The 6,024-nt window shown below is 62.4% G+C and carries 6 protein-coding genes; all 6 read left to right on the forward strand.

The window, feature by feature from the left end:
- The first annotated feature begins 127 nt into the window (after nt 1-127).
- Nucleotides 128-556, forward strand: coding sequence for a MarR family winged helix-turn-helix transcriptional regulator (locus tag F8N49_RS24600; RefSeq protein WP_016772266.1), 429 nt, complete (start codon nt 128-130; stop codon nt 554-556).
- Entirely contained in the window at nt 553-2,616 is a 2,064-nt protein-coding gene (locus F8N49_RS24605) for an FUSC family protein (RefSeq protein WP_151552971.1), read from the forward strand. The genes F8N49_RS24600 and F8N49_RS24605 overlap by 4 nt, the downstream gene beginning before the upstream one ends.
- Complete coding sequence (locus F8N49_RS24610; protein WP_016772264.1) at nt 2,613-2,822, forward strand: DUF1656 domain-containing protein; 210 nt, start codon at nt 2,613-2,615, stop codon at nt 2,820-2,822. The genes F8N49_RS24605 and F8N49_RS24610 overlap by 4 nt, the downstream gene beginning before the upstream one ends.
- Nucleotides 2,819-3,706, forward strand: a complete 888-nt coding sequence (locus tag F8N49_RS24615) for an HlyD family secretion protein (RefSeq protein WP_151552973.1) — start codon at nt 2,819-2,821, stop codon at nt 3,704-3,706. The genes F8N49_RS24610 and F8N49_RS24615 overlap by 4 nt, the downstream gene beginning before the upstream one ends.
- Nucleotides 3,703-5,145, forward strand: coding sequence for an efflux transporter outer membrane subunit (locus tag F8N49_RS24620; RefSeq protein ID WP_073471477.1), 1,443 nt, complete (start codon nt 3,703-3,705; stop codon nt 5,143-5,145). Before F8N49_RS24615 ends, F8N49_RS24620 begins: the two co-directional genes overlap by 4 nt.
- A gap of 93 nt (nt 5,146-5,238) precedes the next feature.
- Complete coding sequence (locus F8N49_RS24625) at nt 5,239-5,874, forward strand: NADH:ubiquinone oxidoreductase subunit N (protein WP_151552975.1); 636 nt, start codon at nt 5,239-5,241, stop codon at nt 5,872-5,874.
- Nucleotides 5,875-6,024: the final 150 nt, after the last annotated feature.

The raw sequence follows: 6,024 nt of genomic DNA on the forward strand, positions 1-6,024 counted from the left end.
ACGCCTCGGCCAAGCGTGGGGAGATTTGTTTCAAAACTTGACTGAAATTCCCCTCCAATGCGATATTGATAGTTAGCAAACTAACAGTGTCCGTTATCCCGTGTCCGATTCTCTCGACAGTCTCCAGATGAACATCAGCAGCGCCATGGTGGTGGCCGCCCGGCATTGGCGGAAGATCTGCCAGACCACGCTGGTCAACTATGGAATTTCCGAAGCCTGCGCCGTGCCCTTGTTGATGATCGGGCGTTTGGGCGAGGGCGTGCGTCAGGTGCAAGTCGCCCAGGCTGCGGGGATGGAGAGTCCTTCGCTGGTGCGCTTGCTCGATCAGCTGTGCCACGCCGGTTACGTCTGTCGCACCGAAGATGCTCAGGATCGCCGCGCCAAGTGCCTGAGCCTTACCGATACCGGCCGCGAGCTGGTGCAGGCGGTGGAGGCCGAGCTGGTGCGCTTGCGTCATGAGGTGCTGGAAGGCATCGAACGCAGCGATCTGGAAGCTACGCTTCGGGTACTGAGGGCTTTTGAGGCGGCGAGTTCGCCTGTGGTGGTCAACTCTTGAACGGTTTTTTCACTGGCATGCCGCCGGCCCGTGACTGGTTTTACGGGGTCCGTACTTTTGCAGCGTCGATGATTGCGCTGTACATCGCCTTGCTCATGCAAATGCCGCGTCCGTATTGGGCGATGGCCACGGTGTACATTGTCTCCAGCCCGTTTCTCGGCCCGACCAGTTCCAAAGCGCTGTACCGCGCGGCGGGCACTTTCCTGGGCGCGGCGGCGGCGGTGCTGTTCGTGCCGATGTTCGTGCAGAGCCCTTATGTGCTGGTGGTGGTCATTGCGTTGTGGACCGGCATTCTGCTGTTCATGTCCCTGCATCTGCGCACCGCCAACAGCTATGCGCTGATGCTGGCCGGTTACACCTTGCCGCTGATTGCCCTGCCGGTGGTCGATAATCCGCTGGCGGTGTGGGACGTGGCCGAGGCGCGTACCGAAGAGATTTTCCTTGGCATCGCCGTCGCTGCGGTGGTCGGTGCGATGTTCTGGCCGCGTCGGCTGGCGCCGGTGTTCAACGATGCAGTAAGCAAGTGGTTCGCCGATGCGACGAGCTACAGCCTGAAGTTTCTCAGCCGCGATGTGCAGCCGGAAGAAGTCACCGCGCTGCGCATGGCCATGGTCGCCAATTTCAACAGCCTCGAGTTGATGATCGGCCAGTTGCCCCACGAAGGCGCGCGGCCACAAACCGTGCGTAACACCAAGGAACTGCGCGGCCGGATGATTCACCTGTTGCCAGTGATCGATGCCCTAGAGGATTCGCTGTACGCCCTCGAACGCCGCACCCCGGAACTGGTGGAAAAATTCCAGCCATTGCTGACTGCGACCCGGGAATGGCTGGACCACGCAGACGCCAATCTCGAGCGCTGGCAAGCACTCAGAGATCAACTCGACGCGTTGCAACCGAGCGCCGAAGCGCTGGAGGAGCGCAAACAGTTGCTGTTCTCCAATGCGATTTACCGCCTCGGTGAGTTCATCGATCTGTGGCAGGACTGCCGCAGCCTGCAGGATGCGATTCTGTGCGAGCGCCAGGACAGCTGGCGCGCGGTGTACCGCCATTGGCGCCTGGGCCGGTTGACGCCGTTCATCGATCGCGGGCTGATGCTCTACTCGGTGACCTCGACCATTCTGGCGATCATCGTTGCTTCGGTGCTGTGGATCCTGCTCGGCTGGCCGGACGGCGGCAGCGCGGTGATTCTGGCGGCGGTGGCGTGCAGCTTCTTTGCCTCGATGGACGACCCGGCGCCGCAGATTTACCGGTTCTTTTTCTGGACCGGAATGTCGGTGCTGTTCGCCAGCCTTTATCTGTTTCTGATTCTGCCCAACCTGCATGATTTCCCGATGCTGGTGCTGGCGTTTGCCGTGCCGTTCATTTGCGTCGGCACGCTGACCGTGCAGCCGCGCTTCTACCTCGGCATGCTGCTGACGCTGGTTAATACCTCGTCGTTCATCAGTATTCAGGGTGCTTACGACGCGGACTTTTTCGCCTTCGCCAACTCCAACCTCGCCGGGCCGCTGGGGCTGTTGTTCGCTTTCATCTGGACGCTGGTGGCGCGACCGTTCGGCGCCGAGCTGGCGGCCAAGCGTCTGACCCGGTTCAGCTGGAAAGACATTGTCAGCATGACCGAGCCAGCCAGCCTCGCCGAGCATCGGCATTTGGGCGTGCAGCTGCTCGATCGGCTGATGCAGCACCTGCCACGTCTGGCCCTGACCGGTCAGGACACCGGCATCGCCATGCGCGAAGTGCGTGTCGGTCTGAATATGCTCGATCTGCTTGCCTACACCCCGCGCGTCACTGGCGTGCCAAACGCTCTGCTGCGACAAGTGGTGGGCGAGGTCGGCGAGTATTTCCGCGCGTGCCTCAAAGCCGACGAACGCCTGCCGGCACCGAGCGGTCTGCTGATGACACTTGATCGTACCCGCCGTGCGCTGAACGGCCAGGGCGACGATGAAACCCGTCGACACCTGTTGCACGCCTTGAGCGGTCTGCGTCTGGCCTTGCTGCCCGGCGTCGAGTTCGTCTCCAGCGCCGAGCCCGAAGAACCGCTGCCCGATGGAGCGCCCCTATGATCGGTGATCTGGATATCAGCGGCATCTTCCTGCCGACCCTGCTGGTGCTGATGGGCATCACTTACGTGCTGTTTTTGTTGGTGCATGGCGTGCTGCAACGCCTGCACTTTTACCGTCTGGTCTGGCACCGGGCATTGTTCAACGTGGCGCTCTACGCCGTGCTGCTGTACGGCGTGGACTCACTCAGTCGATACCTGATGACATGAAAAAACCGTTTCTGACCATCGGTCGCGTGGTCCTGACCCTGCTGATCGTGACTTTTGCCGTTGTCCTCGTCTGGCGCATGGTGATGTATTACATGTTCGCGCCGTGGACCCGCGACGGCCACATTCGCGCCGACATCATCCAGATCGCCCCTGACGTTTCCGGGCTGATCCAGCAGGTCGAGGTAAAGGACAACCAGTTGATCAAGCGTGGCCAGGTGCTGTTCAGCATCGACCAGGATCGCTTCAAACTTGCTCTGCGCCAGGCCAAGGCCGCCGTTGCCGATCGCGAAGAAACCCTCGCCCAGGCGCAGCGTGAAGCCAAGCGTAACCGCGGTCTCGGCAATCTGGTGCCGGCCGAACAGCTGGAAGAAAGCCAGTCGCGCGTCGCCCGTGCACAATCGGCATTGGCCGAAGCCTTGGTGGCGGTCGACAGTGCGCAGCTCAACCTCGATCGCTCGGTGATCCGCAGCCCGGTCGATGGTTACGTCAACGACCGCGCGCCGCGTCCGCAGGAATTCGTCACCGCCGGGCGCCCGGTGTTGTCGGTGGTCGACAGCAACTCCTTCCACATCGACGGCTATTTTGAAGAAACCAAACTCGACGGCATCCACGTCGGGCAATCGGTGGATATCCGCGTGATCGGCGACCGCGCCAGGTTGCGCGGGCATGTCGAAAGTATCGTCGCCGGCATCGAAGACCGCGACCGCACCAGCGGCAGCAACCTGCTGCCCAACGTCAACCCGGCGTTCAGTTGGGTGCGCCTGGCGCAGCGGATTCCGGTGCGCATCGCTTTTGATGATGTGCCGGCCGACTTCCGCATGATTGCCGGGCGTACCGCCACCGTGTCGATCATCGACGACCAACATGAGGAGTCGCAGCCATGAGCAGGGCCTGGTTGATCGCCGGGTTGGGCGTGATGCTCTCGGCCTGTCAGATGGTCGGCCCGGATTATCAGGTGCCCGCCGACGCGGCGGTGCAGCGCAAGGATATTCAGGGTGAGCTGGCAGTCGCCGGCAAACCGGTGGTCTCGGCGCCGGTGCCGGCGGACTGGTGGCGGCTGTATAAAGACCCGCGCCTCGATCAACTGGTACAGCAGGCCATGGCTTCCAACACCGATTTGCGTGTAGCGGCGGCGAACCTGTCGCGGGCACGTGCTCAGGTGGATGAAGCCGAGGCCGCTGGCGGCTGGAGCGGCGGGGTGAAAATGGGCGCGCAACGTTTGCAGGAATCCGGTCAGGCGTTCCTGCTGCCGGAGAAAGTCCCGGTGGCCAACATTGCCGATATCGGCATCAGCGCTTCGTACCAGTTCGACCTGTGGGGCACGTTGCAACGCGGCATCGAAGCGGCCAAAGCCAATGCCGATGCGACTCAGGCCGCCGCCGACACGGCGCGTATCACCTTGGTGGCGGACGTGGTTCGTGCTTACACCCAGGTCTGCGCAGCCAACGAAGAGCGGGAAATCGCCGAGCACTCTCTCGACCTGCAATCGCAGAGCACCACGCTGATCCAGCGCCTGCGTGACGCCGGGCGTGGTGACGAGACTCAGGTCACCCGTTCGCAGACCCAATTCAAATCCTTGCGCGCCGACTTGCCGCGTTATGAAGCGGCGCGTCAGGCTGGGCTGTTCCGATTGTCGATGCTGCTGGCCAAACCGGTCGAGCAGTTGCCGGCAGGTACCGCCAGTTGCGCCGAGTTACCGAAGATCGCGCAACTGGTGCCGGTCGGTGACGGCGCTGCGCTGCTCAAGCGCCGCCCGGATATTCGTCAGGCCGAGCGGCGTCTCGCAGCGGCAACCGCCGGCATCGGCATCGCCACCGGTGAGCTGTACCCGGACATCAGCATCGGCGCGACCATCGGCACGGTCGGCATCATCGATGACCTCGGTGATCCATCGACCAACCGCTGGGGCTTCGGTCCGTCGTTGAGCTGGAAAGTGCCGACCAACGGCGCCCGTGCGCGCATTCGTGAAGCCGAGGCCAACACTCAAGGCGCGCTGGCGCATTTCGACGGCGTGGTGCTCAACGCCATCCGCGAAACGCAGACCGGTCTGGCCCAGTACAGCGCGCTGCTGCAACGCCGCGATGCGCTGGCCGAAGCCGAGCAGTCGGCCAAGCTCGCCGCCGAGCAGACGCACCGCTTCTTCCAGGCCGGCCGCGAGTCGTTCCTTGCCGACCTGCAAGCGACCCGCACCTACACCGATGTCACCGCGCAACTGGCCGCCGCCAACACTCAGGTCGCGATGAGCCAGATCGATTTGTTCCTCGCCCTGGGCGGTGGCTGGGAAAGCGGACGAACGAACACCTCGAGCGCCAGCAAACCCTGAGGCCGTTGCTATGCTTTGAAGTGTTGGAGGGGCGCCCCATGCCAAGCGCTCCTGCAATGCACATTGCTCGTGCTGGCCCAGGGGAAACCAATAATGAAAAACCCTTACGCTCTCGGCTTCTGGTGCGCTCTGGTCGCACTGGTGCTGCTCTCGGCCACGTATTTCTACGGGATCATGCTGGCCCACCAGATCGATACGGCGATGATCTTCCTCGACAGCGCCGTTGCGCTGATCGCGGTGATGGCGATCGTCGTCGTCGCGTGGACCTCGATTCAGCTGCAACGGGTCAAGAAGCGCCAGCTCGAACGGGGCAGGATGCTCGTGCTGATCTGGGACACCAAAGTCGCCCTGCGCCGGGTCGAAACCGTGTTCGACCGCTACTTCTGGGGCAGCTATTGGCAGCCCGGGCGAACCTTCGCCGAAGTCATGGGCGAGCTCACCGGCACGCCGCTGGAAAAAAGCCTCGAAGCCCTGAAGAAGCAATGCCTGGAACTCGACAAGCAGATCGCCGATGACGGCTGGCACTGGCTGAACAACGCCCGCGAGCTGTCCGACGTCGCCACGGCCATGGCCCGCGAACGCTATCAGCTGGATTTCTGCGATGTGCGAGCGGATACCACCGGCGGAGCGGTGATCGATCGTGACTTCGAAGTGCTGGTGTATACCTGGACCGCGCGGCTGAAGACCTTTGATCATCAGCTGGATGAAATCGAGGTTCAGTATTCCTGATTTGCTGTGAATCCACCGACCTCTTCGCGAGCAGGCTCGCTTGTATGGTAGGACTTGAAGGGAGGAGGAGGGACAAGGCTCGATTCTGACTGTTAGCGCAGTACAGACCGTGGGAGATTTTCACCCTCCTCCTTTCACCCAAGCGCCGAT

The organism is Pseudomonas sp. GXM4, from assembly GCF_008923895.1.
GTDB lineage: Bacteria > Pseudomonadota > Gammaproteobacteria > Pseudomonadales > Pseudomonadaceae > Aquipseudomonas > Aquipseudomonas atacamensis.

Bases quoted from the DNA above. Each gene is read 5' to 3' on its own strand.
- F8N49_RS24600 (WP_016772266.1), top strand. From the start codon at position 128: ATGAACATCAGCAGCGCCATGGTGGTGGCCGCCCGGCATTGGCGGAAG.
- F8N49_RS24610 (WP_016772264.1), top strand. From the start codon at position 2,613: ATGATCGGTGATCTGGATATCAGCGGCATCTTCCTGCCGACCCTGCTG.
- F8N49_RS24615 (WP_151552973.1), top strand. From the start codon at position 2,819: ATGAAAAAACCGTTTCTGACCATCGGTCGCGTGGTCCTGACCCTGCTG.
- F8N49_RS24620 (WP_073471477.1), top strand. From the start codon at position 3,703: ATGAGCAGGGCCTGGTTGATCGCCGGGTTGGGCGTGATGCTCTCGGCC.
- F8N49_RS24625 (WP_151552975.1), top strand. From the start codon at position 5,239: ATGAAAAACCCTTACGCTCTCGGCTTCTGGTGCGCTCTGGTCGCACTG.